Annotated in this window: 17 protein-coding genes; 11 read left to right on the top strand and 6 right to left on the bottom strand. The window is 31.5% G+C overall.

The window, feature by feature from the left end:
- From KO494_RS09450 to era, 8 genes are all read left to right on the top strand, one after another.
- Positions 1-721 (top strand): T9SS type A sorting domain-containing protein (locus tag KO494_RS09450; protein WP_215967357.1); only part of this gene is annotated, 721 nt, incomplete at its 5' end.
- Positions 722-991: 270 nt separating this feature from the next.
- Complete coding sequence (locus KO494_RS09445; RefSeq protein WP_215967356.1) at positions 992-3028, top strand: transketolase; 2037 nt, start codon at positions 992-994, stop codon at positions 3026-3028.
- A 10-nt stretch (positions 3029-3038) separates the two neighbouring features.
- Positions 3039-3692 (top strand): fructose-6-phosphate aldolase, encoded by a 654-nt coding sequence (fsa, locus tag KO494_RS09440; protein ID WP_215967355.1) that lies wholly within the window; start codon positions 3039-3041, stop codon positions 3690-3692.
- Between the two features lie 187 nt (positions 3693-3879).
- Positions 3880-4470, top strand: a complete 591-nt coding sequence (locus KO494_RS09435) for a DUF6134 family protein (RefSeq protein WP_215967354.1) — start codon at positions 3880-3882, stop codon at positions 4468-4470.
- A 42-nt stretch (positions 4471-4512) separates the two neighbouring features.
- Positions 4513-5292, top strand: coding sequence for a patatin-like phospholipase family protein (locus tag KO494_RS09430; RefSeq protein WP_215967353.1), 780 nt, complete (start codon positions 4513-4515; stop codon positions 5290-5292).
- A 36-nt stretch (positions 5293-5328) separates the two neighbouring features.
- Positions 5329-5787 (top strand): RNA methyltransferase, encoded by a 459-nt coding sequence (locus KO494_RS09425; RefSeq protein WP_215967352.1) that lies wholly within the window; start codon positions 5329-5331, stop codon positions 5785-5787.
- A 260-nt stretch (positions 5788-6047) separates the two neighbouring features.
- On the top strand, positions 6048-7019 hold the full coding sequence (locus KO494_RS09420; RefSeq protein ID WP_215967351.1) for a DUF3179 domain-containing (seleno)protein: 972 nt from the start codon (positions 6048-6050) through the stop codon (positions 7017-7019).
- A 75-nt stretch (positions 7020-7094) separates the two neighbouring features.
- Entirely contained in the window at positions 7095-7973 is an 879-nt protein-coding gene (era, locus tag KO494_RS09415) for a GTPase Era (protein ID WP_215967350.1), read from the top strand.
- A gap of 240 nt (positions 7974-8213) precedes the next feature.
- On the opposite strand, the gene KO494_RS09410 is transcribed toward era, so the two are convergent.
- Complete coding sequence (locus tag KO494_RS09410; RefSeq protein WP_215967349.1) at positions 8214-8729, bottom strand: GTP-binding protein; 516 nt, start codon at positions 8727-8729, stop codon at positions 8214-8216.
- Between the two features lie 241 nt (positions 8730-8970).
- On the opposite strand from KO494_RS09410, the gene der reads away from it, so the two are divergent.
- Both der and KO494_RS09400 read left to right on the top strand, forming a co-directional pair.
- Positions 8971-10284: a ribosome biogenesis GTPase Der gene (gene der / locus KO494_RS09405; protein WP_215967348.1), complete on the top strand. Its 1314-nt coding sequence runs from the start codon at positions 8971-8973 to the stop codon at positions 10282-10284.
- Positions 10285-10421: 137 nt separating this feature from the next.
- On the top strand, positions 10422-11006 hold the full coding sequence (locus KO494_RS09400) for an OmpA family protein (protein ID WP_215967347.1): 585 nt from the start codon (positions 10422-10424) through the stop codon (positions 11004-11006).
- Between the two features lie 36 nt (positions 11007-11042).
- On the opposite strand, the gene KO494_RS09395 is transcribed toward KO494_RS09400, so the two are convergent.
- From KO494_RS09395 to KO494_RS09375, 5 genes are read right to left on the bottom strand one after another with little or no spacing between them, the layout of a single operon-like run.
- Entirely contained in the window at positions 11043-11855 is an 813-nt protein-coding gene (locus KO494_RS09395; RefSeq protein WP_215967346.1) for a YgcG family protein, read from the bottom strand.
- Entirely contained in the window at positions 11855-12295 is a 441-nt protein-coding gene (locus KO494_RS09390; protein ID WP_215967345.1) for a TPM domain-containing protein, read from the bottom strand. The genes KO494_RS09395 and KO494_RS09390 overlap by 1 nt, the downstream gene beginning before the upstream one ends.
- 5 nt (positions 12296-12300) lie before the next feature.
- Entirely contained in the window at positions 12301-12900 is a 600-nt protein-coding gene (locus KO494_RS09385) for a LemA family protein (RefSeq protein WP_215967344.1), read from the bottom strand.
- An 11-nt stretch (positions 12901-12911) separates the two neighbouring features.
- Positions 12912-13241 (bottom strand): MerR family transcriptional regulator, encoded by a 330-nt coding sequence (locus tag KO494_RS09380; RefSeq protein ID WP_215967343.1) that lies wholly within the window; start codon positions 13239-13241, stop codon positions 12912-12914.
- On the bottom strand, positions 13241-14212 hold the full coding sequence (locus tag KO494_RS09375; protein WP_215967342.1) for a M23 family metallopeptidase: 972 nt from the start codon (positions 14210-14212) through the stop codon (positions 13241-13243). The genes KO494_RS09380 and KO494_RS09375 overlap by 1 nt, the downstream gene beginning before the upstream one ends.
- A gap of 133 nt (positions 14213-14345) precedes the next feature.
- Here KO494_RS09375 and alaS point away from each other — a divergent pair, with 133 nt between their 5' ends.
- Positions 14346-16961: an alanine--tRNA ligase gene (gene alaS / locus KO494_RS09370; RefSeq protein ID WP_215967341.1), complete on the top strand. Its 2616-nt coding sequence runs from the start codon at positions 14346-14348 to the stop codon at positions 16959-16961.
- The last annotated feature ends 3 nt before the right edge of the window (positions 16962-16964 follow it).

The raw sequence follows: 16964 nt of genomic DNA, 5'->3' as shown, positions 1-16964 counted from the left end.
CGCAGAAATTCATACCTCTTGCTCTCAAGACATTTTAGGAGATACTTTTGATGGAGGCATAGTAGTTATTGGCTATACAGATATGGAGGGTAACGTAACAGGTCTTGATGGATGTGTGCCAGCAGTAGAATGCGAATGCAAAGGAGGATTAGAACAATTAATTGTCTCGTATAGTGGAGGATCAGGTACAGCTTTAGTATCAAATTCAGGCACAGTAACAGATAATGGTGATGGTACCTATACTATTTATGATAATGGTAATAAACTGGAAAAAAACTTAGAGCTATCTAACGGTTCAGATACCGCAGAAATTCATACCTCTTGTTCGCAAGACATTTTAGGAGATACTTTTGATGGAGGCATAGTAGTTATTGGCTATACAGATATGGAGGGTAATGTATCAGGAATAAATGGATGTGGAGGTCCTACAAGAATGGTTGGAGAAATAAAAGCAGGAAACACAAATAAACTTAAAAATAGTTTTCAAGCGCAAATTTGGCCAAATCCTAGTCAAAATATGTTTAATTTAAAAATGGTGAATTCAGTGTCAAATGAAAGTTTTAAATTAGAACTGTTTGATTTTAGCGGAAAACTTTTATTGACAGAAGAATATAATCCAAACGAAGAATTTTCTTTTGGTAATAACCTTAAAACAGGTTTATACTTTTTAAATATTACGCAAGGAGAGAATAAACAAACCATTAAATTATTGAAAAACTAATTATAAAATAATATAATTGTTCAAGAGCTGTAATAAATATTACAGCTCTTTTTTTTATGTGTATAATTTATTTTATAGAACCTATACTAATAGTACGTGAAAACGAAATCAGTAAACTTTTAAAAAGTTAATAAACACCTGTTAATTGTGAATAATAAAACAATTTTAACCCCAAATTATCTATAGGTTTTGTAAAATAATCAGCATCTTTGCAATGTTAATTTATAATAAAAATAAAAAAAGTTTATTAAACGTATCAAAATATAAAAAATGAACAAGCAAATTGACCAACAAGCAGCAGATAACATTAGAGCATTGGCAGTAGCCATGGTAGAAAAAGCCAATTCTGGTCATCCAGGTGGTCCAATGGGAGGTGCAGATTTTATGCATATTCTTTATTCCGAATTCTTCAATTACGATCCTTCAGACATGACATGGCCTTTTAGAGATCGTTTTTTTATGGATGCAGGTCACCTATCTACACTAATGTATGCGCAATATTATCTTTTAGGTAATTACAAAAAAGACGATGTTGCAAACTTTAGACAATGGGGTTCTATTACTCCTGGTCACCCAGAAGTAGATGTTGCCAGAGGTATTGAAAATACTTCAGGACCTTTAGGTCAAGGACATACCATGGGTGTTGGTGCTGCAATTGCTGCTAAATTTTTAAAAGCACGTTTTGGTGATTGGATGAACCATAAAGTATATGGTTTTATTTCTGATGGTGGTGTGCAGGAAGAAATCTCACAAGGAGCAGGTAGAATTGCTGGTCATTTAGGTTTAAATAACTTTATCATGTTCTTTGATTCTAATGATATTCAACTTTCAACTTCTACAGATGAGGTAACTACAGAAGATACTGCCATGAAGTACGAAGCTTGGGGATGGAAAGTAGTAACTATTGATGGGCATGATCATGATGCTATTAGAAAAGCATTAACAGATGCCAATAACGAAACAGAAAAACCAACCCTTATCATTGGTAAAACAATAATGGGTAAAGGTTCTGTTACTGCAGAAGGGAAAATGTTTGAAGGTTACTGTGAGTTACATGGGCAACCAATTAGTAATACTGGAGCAGATTACGAACAAACATTATTAAACTTAGGTGCAAATCCTGAAAGTCCTTTTGATGTTTATGAAGATGTGCAAACATTTTATAAAAATCTTGTAGAAGAAAAAACAGCGCAAGCAGCTAAAAAGAAAGTAGAAATTGCTGCTTGGAGAAAAGAAAACGAAGCCTTAGCAGCAAAATTAGATTTCTTCTTGTCTGGTGAATTACCAGAGTTAGATTTTTCTACTATACAACATAAAGCAGGATTAGCAACTAGAGCTGCTTCTTCTGGTGTATTAGGTTACTTAGCTGAAAACGTAGAAAACATGATTGTTTCTTCTGCAGATTTATCAAACTCTGATAAAACAGATGGTTTCTTAAAGAAAACACACGCCATACAAAAAGGAGATTTTACAGGTTCTTTCTTACAAGCAGGAGTAGCAGAGTTAACAATGGCTTGTATTGCTAACGGACTTGCCTTACATGGTGGAGTTATTCCTGTAGTAGCAACATTTTTTGTGTTTTCAGATTATATGAAACCAGCAATTCGTTTAAGTGCATTACAAGAATTAGGTGTCAAATATGTTTGGACACATGATGCATTTAGAGTAGGTGAAGATGGACCAACACACCAACCAATAGAGCAAGAAGCGCAAATACGTTTATTAGAAAAATTAAAAAATCACAGTGGTGACCCAAGCTTCTTAGCATTACGTCCTGCAGATTCTGCTGAAACTAGTGTTGCATGGAAAATGGCTTTAGAAAACAAAAGTAGACCTACTGGTTTAATTCTTTCTAGACAAGGAATTAAAGATGTAGAACCTCAAGGAGATTCTAGATATAACGAAGCGTTAGCTGCCGAAAAAGGGGGTTATTTAGTAAAAGAAGTTGAAAATCCAGATGTGGTATTAATTGCAAACGGATCTGAAGTTTCTACACTTTTTGCAGCAGCAGAAATCTTAGAAAAAGAAAATAACTTAAAAGTAAATATCGCTTCTGTAATTTCAGAAGGTGTTTTTAGATTACAATCTAAAGAGTACCAAAACAGTGTAATTCCTAAAAACAAACCATTATTTGGTTTAACAGCAGGTTTACCAGTAAACTTACAAGGTTTAGTTGGTGATAATGGTAGCGTTTTTGGTTTAGATCACTTTGGCTATTCTGCACCAGCAAAAGTATTAGACGAAAAATTTGGCTTCACTGGCGAAAAAGTAAGCAAACAAGTATTAGAATATTTACAAACAGTATAAAATAATAGATATGAAATTTTTTATTGACACAGCAAACCTAGAACAAATTAAAGAAGCACAAGATTTAGGTGTTTTAGATGGTGTAACAACCAATCCATCTTTAATGGCTAAAGAAGGAATTACTGGAGCAGAAAATATTTTAAACCATTACAAAAAGATTTGCGAATTAGTTGAAGGAGATGTTTCTGCCGAAGTTATTGCTACAGATTTTGATGGTATGGTTAAAGAAGGAGAAGCGTTAGCAGCATTGCATCCGCAAATAGTTGTAAAACTTCCTATGATTGCAGATGGTGTAAAAGCGTGTAAATATTTTTCAGATAAAGGAATTAAAACTAACGTAACCTTAGTTTTTTCTGCAGGACAAGCTTTGTTAGCAGCTAAAGCTGGTGCAACGTATGTTTCTCCATTCTTAGGAAGATTAGATGATATCTCTACAGATGGGTTAAACCTTATCGATGAAATTAGAATGATTTATGATAATTATGGTTTCAGAACAGAAATTTTAGCAGCATCTATTCGTCACACTATGCATGTTATTAACTGTGCTAAATTAGGTGCAGATGTAATGACAGGACCTTTATCTTCTATTACAGGATTATTAAAACACCCTTTAACAGATAGTGGTTTAGCTAAGTTTTTAGAAGACTATAACAAAGGAAACTAAAAAAAATATTCTGTTTTATACAAGCAGAATGTAATAATATGTACTTTAAAAAGTAGGTTGTAATATTATACAGCCTACTTTTTTTATTTTATAAAAGTGCTATAATTAATAGAGATTATAAGGTGTTAGTAGTTTTTAAGTAAATTAAATTTGTTAATTTGTAGTCTAATTCTAAATGTTGTCTCAAATGATTTGGTACCTAATACTATTCCAGATTCTATCCTTTCAAGAGTTTGAAGCAAATACAAATACTTCGCATTTAAAATTTGATATCGTTTTAAAAGATAAAATTATTGGGCAGTTAGAAACAACAAAGCGTATTAAAGATTCTAAAATTCATTATCACAGCGCTACCAATATTACAACAAGAATTATTACAGAAATTAATGTTAATTATAATTATAATGTAGTCTTTAATAATAATAATTTAAAAAAAGCAGATGTACATATAACTGTAAATAATAAACCTCATGCAGAAACAAATACAGAGTGGTTGCAGAACCAGTATATAATTACTCAAAATAATAAGAAAGAGAAATCTATTAAAGATCCAATTCATTATAGTACAATACTTATGTATTTTCAAGAGCCCGAAAATATAAGTTATTGTTTTTCTGAAGAAGATGGAAGTATCAATACTATTGTACCTTTAGGTAACCATACCTACAAGAAAATAAATGCTAAAGGAAAAGAAAACATATATTATTATAAAAACGGAAAGCTTATTAAAGCAGAAATTGATGGAGGGTTAGTTAGTTTTCAAATAATTACCCAATAGCTTACAATACTTGTTTTTTATATTAAACACAATCGCAATAAAATGAAAATAGGCTTAGTTTTATCTGGAGGAGGAGTAAGAGGTGTTGCGCATATAGGTGCAATTAAAGCATTAGAAGAAGCAGGAATATATCCTACTCATATAGCAGGTACAAGTGCAGGTGCAATAGTAGGTTCTCTTTATGCAGCAGGAATGAGTTGGCAAGAGATTCTTCATTTTTTTAAAACCATACCCATTTTTAGAACCAGTAAATTTGCCCTAAACAAACCAGGATTTATTGATACCGAAAAACTAGCAAATGAGTTTTATGTTTGTTTTAATGAAGATGATTTTAGTAGTTTAAAAAAGCCGCTTTTTGTTGCTGCTACTAATGTAGAAACAGGTAAATTAAAAATATTTAGTTCTGGAGAATTAATAAAACCAATATTAGCATCAGCTTCTTTTCCTGGTGTTTTTACTCCTGTAAAAATTAAAAATTCGTATTATATTGATGGTGGTGTACTTAATAATTTTCCAACAGAACCATTAATGCCACATTGTGAAAAAATTATTGGAGTATATGTAAACCCTTTAACATCTGTAAAAATAAAAGATTTAAAACATTCTTTTTCGGTCTTAGATAGAGCGTATAAAATTATGGCTGCTTCTGGATCTTTAGCAAAATTTTCAGATTGTGATATTGTTGTCTCTCCTAAAGGATTAGTAAAATATGGTACTTTTAATATGAAAAGTATGGATGCTGTTTTTAGTCTTGGTTATAATAGTACCAAAGAAGCGTTAGAAAATAATGCGTCTATAGTAAAAGGTATTATTGAAAGTTAATTTTCTAATATATCTATAAAATTTTACTTTTGTAAAATGGTAGATAATTTTGAAAATGAATATTTCGGAATCGGAATTCAAAACGGAAAAACCCCAGAAAACCTAGGCATGCTTTGGCGAACAGCTCAAAATTTAGGAGCGAGTTATATTTTTACAATAGGAAATAGATATGCTAAACAAGCTTGCGATACGCACAATGCTGTAAAAGCAATGCCATATTTTCATTATGCTACTTTTGATGATTTTTTTAACAATATTCCTAAAGGTGCAAGATTGGTTGGTGTAGAGTTAGACGCGTCTGCCGTAGCTTTAGAAACCTTTCATCATCCTAGACGTTGTGTGTATTTATTAGGCGCAGAAGATCACGGATTGTCTAAGCAAGCTATAGAAAAAAGTCATTTTTTAGTAAAATTTAAATCACAATTAAGCTTAAATGTATCTGTTGCAGGAAGTATTGTGATGTATGATAGAGGAATAAACAAACCAAGGTCTTGATTTTTTATAATTATTAAAAGGTAATATAAATAGGTTTTGGTAAATAGTCTAAAAAGTGCAGTGTTTTGGTAAATCTACACTAATAAAACACTTCAATTTAAAAGAATTTATAGTAAAGTTATACTGTAAAACCAAAGGTGTTTAAAAGATTTTAATACACATTTATTACAATCTCAAGATTTTTTTAAGGTTTTTTAATATGTTAAAATTTGTAAGTATGCTGTTTTTTAGCGACTTATATAGTGTAAAATCTATATGCTATGAAAAAGGTAATACTATTATTGTTTGTTTTAACACTTTTTTATTGCGCTTCTGATGATTCTAAAAACGGAACCTTAGATGGCAGCGAATGGTTAGTAGATGAAAATGATATTTCTGGTATCTTTAGTTTATTTCCTTTATCCTTAGATCCAGAATTTGTTTCCGTTTCAAATACAGATTTAACTAACAACAGTCTTGTTGGTATTGTTTCTTCTGGTTCTTCGGTAAGAATTTTTCCTTATGCTTATGTGCTGCGATATGAAATTATAAACACAAGTTTTAATGGTAGAGATTATGCTTTTTCCTATTGTCCTATAACAAAAAGTGCTATTGCTTTTCAAAGAGAGGGAATCTTTAGAGCTTCTGGTTATTTGTTAAAAGATAATATGACACCTTGGGATGAAACCACTGAAACCATTTGGTCACAAATGTTAGGAAAAGGAATTAATGGAGAACGAATTAATAACGTTTTACAAAAAATTCCTGTTCTTGAAACTACATGGAGTACCGCAAAAAGTGCATACCCAAACGCTCGGGTTTTAAAATTTAATACTGATTTTAGCAGACCTCAAGAACCTTCTGATGATAATGATGATATTGAGCTACCATTTGCTGAAGAGTTAATCTATGGCATAGTAGAATCCAATTTATATAGCGTGCATTTTTTTAAATATGATGATTTTCAAAACTCTAAAAGAAAAGATATTATCATTCAAGGGCAAAAATATATTGTGTATGGTAATGCAACCAAGAGAGTTATTAATGCTTTTAAAGTAAGTGATTTTGATAGTTTTCAACTGTTAGAAGATGATGAGTTCCCAAAAGTGTTAAAATCTAATAATGTTAAATATGATATTTTAGGCAATAGCACAGGAGGAGCTAATTTAGAAAAACCTCAATTTGCATATGTTGCCGCTTGGTTTGCATGGCGCGATTTTTTTGGTGGCTATTCTTTTTATCCTAATGAATAAGTAAAATGTAAAAATTTTATTGTTGTTATTCGTATAAGTAACTTTTACAGTACCTTTGCAGCAAATACTTTTTAAATGCACAAAGCAGGTTTTGTAAATATTATTGGAAATCCAAACGTTGGTAAGTCTACACTTATGAATGCCTTTGTAGGCGAGAAACTTTCTATCATTACATCTAAAGCGCAAACAACGCGTCATAGAATTTTAGGTATTGTTAATGGTGAAGATTTTCAGGTAGTACTTTCTGATACACCAGGAATTATAAAACCAGCATATGAGTTACAAGCTTCTATGATGGATTTTGTAAAATCTGCTTTTGAAGATGCAGATGTGCTAATCTATATGGTAGAAATTGGTGAAAAAGAGCTAAAAGACGAAGCCTTCTTTAATAAAATAACCAATTCAAAAATACCTGTTTTATTACTTTTAAATAAAATAGATAAATCAGACCAAGCACAACTTGAAGAGCAAGTGCAAACTTGGCAAGCAAAAGTGCCTAATGCCGAAATATTTCCTATTTCAGCTTTAGAAGGGTTTAATGTAAAAGAGGTGTTTGATAGAATTATAAGTTTACTTCCAGAGTCTCCAGCATTTTATCCAAAAGACCAACTTACAGATAAACCAGAACGTTTTTTTATAAACGAAAACATTAGAGAAAAAATCTTAATGCATTACAAAAAGGAAATTCCTTATGCTGTTGAGGTAGATACCGAAGAGTTTTTTGAAGAAGAAAAAATTATTCGTATTCGTTCTGTAATCATGGTAGAAAGAGAAACCCAAAAAGGAATTATTATTGGGCATAAAGGAGCTGCTTTAAAACGCGTAGGTGTAGAAGCTAGAAAAGATTTAGAAAAATTCTTTGGTAAGCAAATTCACTTAGAGCTGTATGTAAAAGTGAATAAAAATTGGCGAAGCAATCAACGTCAGCTAAAACGTTTTGGTTACAATCAATAATAGCTTCTGCTAGTAGTCTCTTTTTGTAGATTTTGAGCATGCAACAAGTAATGGTTTATAATATTACAAAGGCTACTTAACCAACAATAACCGGTTTATTAGTAGTTTTTAATAAAGACAACAGAAGGGTTGGTTTTATAAAAAGGTATTTTATTAATCTATAATAAAATTAAAAGCCTTAGTTTTTGCTAAGGCTTTTTTTATTTCGTGTTTGTAAGTGTGGTTGTTGTTGCTCTAGGTTTACATAGTATCAATACCTTTGCTCTTTAAGGTTTCACGCATAAAATTATGCAGTTCATGCATTTGTGCTGTTCCTGTTTTTTTTCCTATTCTTCCGCCAAAATAAAGCGCAAACCAAACTACTATCATAAACAAGGTTACAAATAATTGTATAGCATAGTTTGTGTTTAAAGACCAATTGGTGTAAGCCCAAACACCAAAAGCGAAAAATAAGCAAATCACTATAAAGTGCAGAAACATAAACATGGTCCAAACGGTAGGGTTTGGTCCAAACAAACCATAGATATAGCTGTTGTTGTCGTTTTCTTTTTTGTTGATTTCTAGATGTAATTGTGGCGACCAAAAGTGCTGTTTTGCTTTTGGTATTTTAATAAAAACATGATCATCAACCCTAGAAACTATAAAATCACTTTGTGTGTTTTTAGTGTCTTCAAAAAGGTTTAACAACGTTTCTTTGTCTAATTTTATATCTAGTTTAAAACGCGGTCTTAATACTATTTCATTGGTTAATGCCATTTAATATCATTTAATGTTTCAATGTACAGTTTTTTATTTAAACTTTTTTAGAAAATTGAAAACCAATAATTGATAGGTGATTGAAGGGTTTTGCTGCTCTTTTAAATAGAAATTAAGAAGAAAAAAGTACTCGAAAAAACAATTTATTAGCTAATTTTAAAAAAACAACAACGAATTCTATAACTAAACACTACCTTTGCAGACGCTTACAGGATATGTAAGGCAGATTAAAACAAAAAATATGAGTAATATAGTAGCTATTGTAGGAAGACCAAATGTTGGAAAATCAACATTTTTTAACCGATTAATTCAACGTAGAGAAGCCATTGTAGATGCAGTAAGTGGTGTAACCAGAGATAGACATTACGGTAAAAGTGACTGGAACGGAAAAGAATTTTCTCTTATAGACACAGGAGGATATGTTAAAGGAAGCGATGATATTTTTGAAGCAGAAATTGACAAGCAAGTAGAGTTAGCTATCGATGAAGCAGATGCCATTATCTTTATGGTAGATGTAGAATCTGGTGTTACAGGAATGGATGAAGATGTAGCAAAACTACTTCGTAAAGTTACAAAACCTGTTTTTTTAGTAGTAAATAAAGTAGATAATGGTAAACGTGCCGAAGATGCTGTAGAGTTTTACGCTTTAGGTTTAGGTGAATATTATACAGTTGCAAGTATAAATGGTAGTGGTACAGGAGATTTGTTAGACGCGCTTGTTGAAGCTTTACCAGAAAATGAAGAGGAAGAAGAGCTAGAAGAAGACTTACCTCGTTTTGCTGTTGTTGGTCGCCCAAATGCAGGAAAATCTTCTTTTATAAATGCATTAATTGGTGAAGACAGATATATTGTTACAGATATTGCAGGAACTACCAGAGACTCTATTGATACAAAATACAACCGTTTTGGATTTGAATTTAATCTTGTAGATACTGCAGGAATTAGAAAAAAATCAAAAGTTAAAGAAGATTTAGAGTTTTACTCAGTAATGCGAAGCGTAAGAGCTATTGAGCATTGTGATGTGTGTCTTGTAGTTTTAGATGCTACTCGTGGTTTTGATGGTCAAGTACAAAATATATTTTGGCTAGCAGAACGTAACAGAAAAGGTATTGTTATTCTAGTTAATAAATGGGATTTAATTGAAGATAAAGGTAGTAATACCATTAAAGAATTTGAGCGTGCTATAAAAAAACAAATGGAACCTTTTACAGATGTGCCAATTGTATTTATTTCTGTACTTAACAAACAACGTATTTACAAAGCAATAGAAACTGCTGTAGAGGTATACAAAAACAGAAGCAAGCGTATTAAAACAAGCGAGCTTAATGAGGTAATGTTGCCTATTATAGAAAACTATCCTCCACCAGCACTTAAAGCAAAATTTGTAAAGATTAAATACATCATGCAATTGCCAACACCACAACCACAATTTGCATTTTTCTGTAATTTACCACAATATGTAAAAGAACCTTATAAACGTTTCTTAGAAAATAAATTACGTGAAAAATTTAATTTTCATGGTGTTCCTATTAGTGTATATATGCGTAAAAAATAATAAAAAGCATAGTAATATGTAAAGGCATAATATAAAAGAAGATTCTTTTGTGTTATGCCTTTTTTATTTTAAAGTATCTATAAATAATGTTTTAAACACTTCTCTTTTTTAGTAACTTAGGTTTAAAATTATTCTTTATGTATAAAATTATTACGTGTTTGTTTTTCATCTTTTCTGCTAACTGTTTGTCTCAAAACAATAATTTACCTAAAAATCCGCAGCCTGGAAAATGCTATATAAGATGTATTAATGAAGGGGTTTTAGATTGGAAAACAATTTCATGTGATTTATTATCTAAAAACAATGAATTGTCAATTAATATTACTCCAAATACTGAAGAGATTTCTAAAAGAGATAAAAAGATAATAGATAGAAAAATTGTAAAGCTTATTAAAAAAGATTTTGTGGTGTTAATAGAAGTACATCATGATTCTAAGAAAAGTGATATTATAAATAAAGATATATCTAATAAAAAAGCGCAGCTAATTTCTGCATATTTAGAAGGGCTTGATATACCAAAAGAAATGGTATGGATTAATTATTTTGGCAATGCAAAGGCTAAAAATAAATGTGTAAATAATACATCAAACTGTGATAAGCTATACCTTGAAAATAGCAAAATTACCTATAAAGTAGTTTCTGCAGGTGAACCAACAAAAGGACATAAATATATGTATAATGAAAATACAGGAACGTATTATTGGTTGAAATCTAAGGAATAAATGTTTTAACTAACACTGCTTGTTTGCTGCTTATTATTACCAACCTCCAGAAGCTCCTCCACCTCCAAAGCCACCTCCACCGAAGCCACCTCCAAAGCCACCACCAGAACTTCCGCCAAAACCACCACCAAAGCCACCAGATCCACTTCTGTATCCTCCACGTCCAGAGTTGCTAAGTATTATAGCTTCTAGAATGTCTCGTGTTGTGTTTCTTTTTCCACCAAAATGATCGGTACCGTTTCCGCCTCCTCTACTTTTAGAAATAGAAATTAAAATGATGATAAATATGATAAAAAGAAGTATTACAAAACCTACAGGAAATTCACTAGAGTTTGATTGTCTTGTGCCTTGATATTCGCCATTTAATACTTCAAAAATAGCATCTGCGCCTCTGTTTAATCCTCCGTAATAATCGTTTTGTTTAAAGTAAGGTATTATATCTCTTTCAATAATGCGTCTAGACATAGCATCTGTAAGTAAATGCTCTACACCATATCCTGTTGCTATGGCAATTTTTCTGTCGTTTCTAGCTAGTAATACAAAAACACCATTGTCTTTTTCTTTACTGCCTCCAATTCCCCATTTGTGAGCCCATTGTGTCGCTAAGTACATAATGTTTTCTCCTTTTGTTGTAGCAATAATAGATATTACAATTTGTGTAGAGGTAGTGTCAGCATATTTTATGAGTTTGTTTTCTAATGAAGTTTTTTCATTAGAAGAAAGCATGCTAATATAATCGTATACACTGGTTTGAAACTCTGGTGTTTCAGGAATATCAAATTGCGCACTAACGGTTTGAAAAAACCCAAAACAGCAGAAAAGAATTAATAATTGTTTTAGTTTTTGCATTAACTTTTTGATATTTCGTTTGCTAGCTCGTTTTGGTCTAAATCACTAAAAGGAAAATATTTTTTTAGTTGTTCTCCTGCGTGTAAAATACCTTCAACCAAGCCTTGCTTAAAGTTTCCAGATTTAAAATGTTTTTCTATAGTTGTTTTGGTGTCATTCCAAAAGTTAGCAGCAACTAATTCGTGTATGCCTTTGTCTCCATAAATAGCAAATGCTTTGTTTTGTACAGCAACATAAATTAAAACGCCATTTTGTAATCTGGTATTATGCATTTTTAAAACAGAAAACACTTCTAAAGCACGACTTTCTATGTCGCCTTTAAAAGTGTTTTCAATATGCACACGTATTTCACCAGAAGTGTTTTTTTCTGCTAAACGTATAGCTTCAACAACTTCTTGTTCTTCAATGGCGCTTAAAAATTCTTCAACTTTATTAGACATGTTTATTAGTTAAAATCAAAATCTACGTCTGGAGCATTTTCACTACCAGCATCTGCTTTGTAGTAATCCATAGGTTCAAAATTTAAAAATCCTGCTAATAAATTATTCGGAAAAGTTTTAATGTGCTTGTTATACGGTTCTACAGCTTCATTAAACCTATCTCTGGCAACATTAATTCTGTTTTCTGTTCCTTCTAATTGACTTTGTAATTCTAAAAAGTTTTGGTTGGCTTTTAATTCTGGATAACGCTCTACAGATACTAATAACTTAGATAGTGCACCACTTAAACCACTTTGGGCTTGTTGAAATTGTGCCATGTTTTCTGCTGTTAAATCATTAGCATTAATAGTTGTTGAAGTCGCTTTTGCACGAGCTTCAATTACCTCTCTTAATGTGGTTCTTTCAAAATCTGCAGCACCTTGAACGGTTTTAATTAAATTACCAATAAGGTCATTTCTACGTTGGTAAGAACTTTCAACGTTTCCCCAGGTTTTTGTTGCAGATTCTTGTAAGGTAACTGCTGTGTTATTAAAATTCTTTCCCCAAGAAAATATTGCAAAAGCAATAACACCTAGGACTATTAATGGTATAAGCCACTTTTTCATAATTAGTTAGTTTAAAGTTGTTCTTTTAGTTTAATTAATTGGTTTTTTATTCCTTCTAATTTACTAATAATATCGAAATTAGAGAGTGTTTGCTTTTTTTCTTCTTTTAAATGTGTTTTTGCTCCTTCAAGAGTAAAGCCTCTTTCTTTTACTAAATGGTAAATTAGTTTAAGGTTAGTTATGTCTTCTGGAGTAAATTTTCTGTTGCCTTTTGCATTTTTTTTTGGTTTTAGGGCATCAAATTCCTTTTCCCAAAAGCGAATAAGTGAGGTGTTTACGTTAAACGCTTTGGCAACCTCTCCAATACTATAATATCGTTTTTCAGGTAAATCTATAAACATTAATCTAGTGATTGGTTTTCTAATGAAGCGTGTTTTAATAATTCATTAAATTCTTCTGCAGTTAAACTACCATAATAAAAGTTTATTGGGTTAATACGTTGACCGTCTTTAAAAACTTCATAGTGTAAATGAGGTGCTTCACTTCGGCCTGTACTACCTACAAAGCCTATTAAATCTCCACGATTTACTTTTTGGTTTTTTCTAACATTATATTTGTACATATGTGCGTATAATGAAACATAGCCATAGCCATGATTTATTCTAATATGGTTTCCGTAACCAGCAGCACCATTATCTGCACGTTCAACAACGCCATCTCCAGAAGCATAAATTGGTGTTCCTCTTGGAGCAGTAAAATCCATTCCCCAATGCATTTTTCTTGCTTTAGTAAAGGGGTCTGTACGCATGCCATAACCAGAAGCCATACGTGTTAAGTCTTCGTTTCGTATAGGTTGTATTGCAGGAATAGAAGCTAAAAGTTTTTCTTTTTCTTTTGCTAAAATTGCTATTTCATCTAAAGATTTAGATTGTACAACAATACGTTTTTGTAGTCTGTCTATACGTTTGTTACTTTCTATAATAAGTTTTGAATTGTCATAGCCTTCAAAACTTTTATATCTATTAATACCACCAAAACCAGCCTTGCGTTGTTCTTCAGGAATTGGGTTTGCTTCAAAATAGAGTCTGTATATATTGTTGTCTCTATCTTCTACATTTGCCAAAACAGCTTCGGCTTCATCAAACTTTTTATTTAAGAGCTCAAAATTTAATTTTAAATTCTGTAGCTCTCTATTTAATGCTTTTTCTTTAGGAGATTCAAAGTATTGACTTGCTATAAAAACAAAAAAGAAACCAAACAAAGCTGCTGCACTTAAAAATAGTGTAATGTATTTTAAAGTACGTCTTTTTTTACGCTCTATCTTTCTATAAGAAAGCGTTTCAGAATCATAATAATATTTTACCTTACTCATTCTATAATTTATACTATTTTTGTATGAAAAATAAATAGAAGTTCTATTTAATACTTAATAGCTAACGACCAAAGATAAAAATTGTTTTGCAATTAAGACAATTTAATAACACCAAAGATTATTTAAAATAGAAATGAAATCTCAAGATATTCGCTCAAAATTTTTAAGTTTTTTCGAAGAAAAAAAACATAGCATCGTACCATCTGCACCAATGGTTTTAAAAGATGACCCAACATTAATGTTTGTAAATTCTGGAATGGCTCCTTTTAAAGAATACTTTTTAGGAAATGCAGAACCTAAAAATTCGAGACTTACCGATAGTCAAAAATGCTTGCGAGTTTCTGGTAAACATAATGATTTAGAAGAGGTTGGGTATGATACCTATCATCACACTCTTTTTGAAATGTTAGGAAACTGGTCTTTTGGTGATTATTTTAAAAAAGAAGCTATTGCTTGGGCTTGGGAGCTTTTAGTAGATGTGTATAAAATAGATAAAGATATTTTATATGTTACTGTTTTTGAAGGTAGCGATGACGATGATAAGCTTGAAATGGATACCGAAGCTTATGATATTTGGAAGCAATATATCTCTGAAGACCGCATTTTAAAAGGTAATAAAAAAGATAACTTTTGGGAAATGGGAGAACAAGGACCTTGTGGACCTTGTAGTGAAATTCATGTAGATATACGCTCGGCAGAAGAAAAAGCCAAAGTAGATGGTAAGTCTTTAGTGAATATGGATCATCCGCAAGTGGTAGAAATCTGGAACCTTGTATTTATGCAATACAACCGAAAAGCAAACGGTTCTTTAGAAATTTTACCAAACAAACATATCGATACAGGAATGGGTTTTGAACGCCTTTGTATGGTGTTACAAAATGTACAGTCTAATTATGATACTGATGTGTTTACACCAATAATTCGCGAAATTGAAACAATTACAGATAAAGATTATGGTAAAGATGAAAAGGTAGATGTTGCTATTCGTGTAATTTCAGACCACGTTCGTGCTGTAGCTTTTTCTATTGCAGATGGTCAATTACCAAGTAATACTGGAGCAGGATACGTAATACGTAGAATTTTACGTCGTGCTGTACGTTATGGTTTTACATTTTTAGATAAAAAAGAACCATTTATTTTTAGATTAGTTGATGTATTAAGTAAAAAAATGGGAGAGGCTTTCCCTGAAATAAAAGCACAAAAACAACTTATTGAAAATGTAATTAAAGAAGAAGAAGCTTCGTTTTTAAGAACATTAGATCAAGGTTTGGCTATTTTAGATCGTATAGTTGCTAACGCAACAGATAAGCAAGTGTCAGGATCTAAGGTTTTTGAACTTAAAGATACGTATGGTTTTCCTGAAGATTTAACCGATTTAATATTACGTGAAAAAGGTTTTTCTTATAACAAAGGTGAATTTAATAAACGCTTAAAAGAACAACAAGGTAGAGGTCGTGAAGCATCTGAATTAAAGTCTGATGATTGGACGGTTTTAATAGAAGATGAAGAGCAAGAGTTTATTGGTTATGACCAATTAAAAGCGAAAGTGAAAATTACTAAATACCGTAAAGTAGTTTCTAAAAAAGAAGGCACATTATACCAATTGGTATTTAATTTAACGCCATTTTATGCAGAAGGAGGAGGTCAAGTTGGTGATAAAGGATATATAGAATCTAGTAACGGAAACATATTTTACATAGTTGATACTAAAAAAGAAAATAATGTCATTATTCACATAACAAAAGAATTACCTAATGATGTAGAACAAGTGTTTGATGCTACTGTAGATGCTAAACAGCGTTACAGAACAGAATGTAATCATACTGCAACACATTTATTGCATCAGGCTTTACGTGAAGTTTTAGGAGAACATGTAGAGCAAAAGGGTTCTGCGGTACATTCTAAATATTTGCGATTTGATTTTTCGCATTTTTCTAAATTAACAGTAGAAGAGTTACGTGATGTAGAAAACTTTGTAAATGCTAGAATTGATGGTAAACTAGCTTTACAAGAAAATAGAAATGTGTCTATGGAAAAAGCACTAGAAGAAGGTGCAATGGCTCTTTTTGGTGAAAAATATGGAGATGCAGTTCGTACCATTCGTTTTGGACAATCTATTGAGCTTTGTGGAGGAACACATGTAAAAAACACTGCAGATATCTGGCATTTTAAAATTGTGTCTGAAGGAGCAGTAGCAGCTGGAGTACGTAGAATTGAAGCTATAACTAATGATGCAGTAAAAGACTTTTATTTTGAAAATAATAGAGCGTATTTTGAAATGAAAGACTTGTTAAATAACGCTAAAGAACCTGTTAAAGCTCTACAGAATTTACAAACTGAAAATACCGAATTAAAAAAGCAAATAGAAAGCTTGTTAAAAGATAAAGCTAAAAATATAATTAGTGATCTTAAAAATGAAATAACAGAAGTTAATGGTGTTCAGTTTTTAGCTAAAAAAATAGATTTAGATGCTGGAGGTATTAAAGATGCTTGTTTTAATTTAGGTCAAAATCAAACCAATATATTTTTATTATTTGCAACAGAGCAAAACGGAAAAGCATTGCTTTCTTGCTATATTTCTAAAGAATTAGTAGCAGAAAAAGGTTTAAATGCTGGAACTGTAGTTAGAGAGCTTGGTAAGTTTATTCAAGGAGGAGGAGGAGGACAGCCTTTCTTTGCAACTGCAGGAGGGAAAAATCCTGAAGGAATAGAGTTGGCACTTAAGGAGAGTAAAAACTATATAAGTTAGTGT

Source organism: Lacinutrix sp. C3R15 (assembly GCF_018860825.1).
GTDB lineage: Bacteria > Bacteroidota > Bacteroidia > Flavobacteriales > Flavobacteriaceae > Oceanihabitans.
Note: the sequence above shows the minus strand (reverse complement) of the source record. Positions and strands in the feature narration are given on the sequence as shown.

What these genes read in the sequence shown, in the direction of transcription:
- KO494_RS09445 (WP_215967356.1), top strand. Translation starts at nt 992, where the DNA reads ATGAACAAGCAAATTGACCAACAAGCAGCAGATAACATTAGAGCATTG.
- fsa (WP_215967355.1), top strand. Translation starts at nt 3,039, where the DNA reads ATGAAATTTTTTATTGACACAGCAAACCTAGAACAAATTAAAGAAGCA.
- KO494_RS09435 (WP_215967354.1), top strand. Translation starts at nt 3,880, where the DNA reads ATGATTTGGTACCTAATACTATTCCAGATTCTATCCTTTCAAGAGTTT.
- KO494_RS09430 (WP_215967353.1), top strand. Translation starts at nt 4,513, where the DNA reads ATGAAAATAGGCTTAGTTTTATCTGGAGGAGGAGTAAGAGGTGTTGCG.
- KO494_RS09425 (WP_215967352.1), top strand. Translation starts at nt 5,329, where the DNA reads ATGGTAGATAATTTTGAAAATGAATATTTCGGAATCGGAATTCAAAAC.
- KO494_RS09420 (WP_215967351.1), top strand. Translation starts at nt 6,048, where the DNA reads ATGAAAAAGGTAATACTATTATTGTTTGTTTTAACACTTTTTTATTGC.
- era (WP_215967350.1), top strand. Translation starts at nt 7,095, where the DNA reads ATGCACAAAGCAGGTTTTGTAAATATTATTGGAAATCCAAACGTTGGT.
- KO494_RS09410 (WP_215967349.1), bottom strand. Translation starts at nt 8,729, where the DNA reads ATGGCATTAACCAATGAAATAGTATTAAGACCGCGTTTTAAACTAGAT.
- der (WP_215967348.1), top strand. Translation starts at nt 8,971, where the DNA reads ATGAGTAATATAGTAGCTATTGTAGGAAGACCAAATGTTGGAAAATCA.
- KO494_RS09400 (WP_215967347.1), top strand. Translation starts at nt 10,422, where the DNA reads ATGTATAAAATTATTACGTGTTTGTTTTTCATCTTTTCTGCTAACTGT.
- KO494_RS09395 (WP_215967346.1), bottom strand. Translation starts at nt 11,855, where the DNA reads ATGCAAAAACTAAAACAATTATTAATTCTTTTCTGCTGTTTTGGGTTT.
- KO494_RS09390 (WP_215967345.1), bottom strand. Translation starts at nt 12,295, where the DNA reads ATGTCTAATAAAGTTGAAGAATTTTTAAGCGCCATTGAAGAACAAGAA.
- KO494_RS09385 (WP_215967344.1), bottom strand. Translation starts at nt 12,900, where the DNA reads ATGAAAAAGTGGCTTATACCATTAATAGTCCTAGGTGTTATTGCTTTT.
- KO494_RS09380 (WP_215967343.1), bottom strand. Translation starts at nt 13,241, where the DNA reads ATGTTTATAGATTTACCTGAAAAACGATATTATAGTATTGGAGAGGTT.
- KO494_RS09375 (WP_215967342.1), bottom strand. Translation starts at nt 14,212, where the DNA reads ATGAGTAAGGTAAAATATTATTATGATTCTGAAACGCTTTCTTATAGA.
- alaS (WP_215967341.1), top strand. Translation starts at nt 14,346, where the DNA reads ATGAAATCTCAAGATATTCGCTCAAAATTTTTAAGTTTTTTCGAAGAA.